Annotated in this window: 1 protein-coding gene; it reads right to left on the bottom strand. The window is 46.2% G+C overall.

Features of this window, described 5'->3' with window-relative positions:
* Window positions 1-409: condensation domain-containing protein (locus J8M01_RS23825; protein ID WP_247671271.1), on the bottom strand; the 409-nt coding region annotated here is incomplete at both ends.

Here is a 409-nt window from a genome sequence, read left to right as displayed (position 1 = left end):
GTCTGTATTCGTCGTCATCATGATTTGGAATAACGGGCTATGTGCCTTACTTCTCGGCACCTTCAATCTATCGACTAACTGCTCAAATGGCACGTCTTGATGCGATTGCGCTTCTAAATGTACTGCTCTGATATGCTTAAAGTACTCCCCGACCGTGTGGTACCCCGTGTTCGCTCTGAGCACTAACGTGTTCACAAAAAACCCTATCAACGGCGTCAGCTCTGCCTGCATTCTATTGGCTACTGGCGTTCCTATCACAATGTCTGCGCTATTACTGTGTCTTGCTAGCAACAAAGATAACGCACCATGTAATAACATAAATGGCGTTAATTGATATTGCTTCGCCACAGCTTGTAATTTCTCCCCCACAGCACTTGGTAATGAGCCCGATAGTAACGCACCGTCATAC

This window comes from Pseudoalteromonas sp. MMG005 (assembly GCF_018101015.1).
GTDB classification, from domain to species: Bacteria; Pseudomonadota; Gammaproteobacteria; order Enterobacterales; family Alteromonadaceae; genus Pseudoalteromonas; species Pseudoalteromonas aurantia.
The sequence above is the reverse complement of the archived record's forward strand: the minus strand, read 5'-3'. Positions and strand labels throughout refer to the sequence as shown.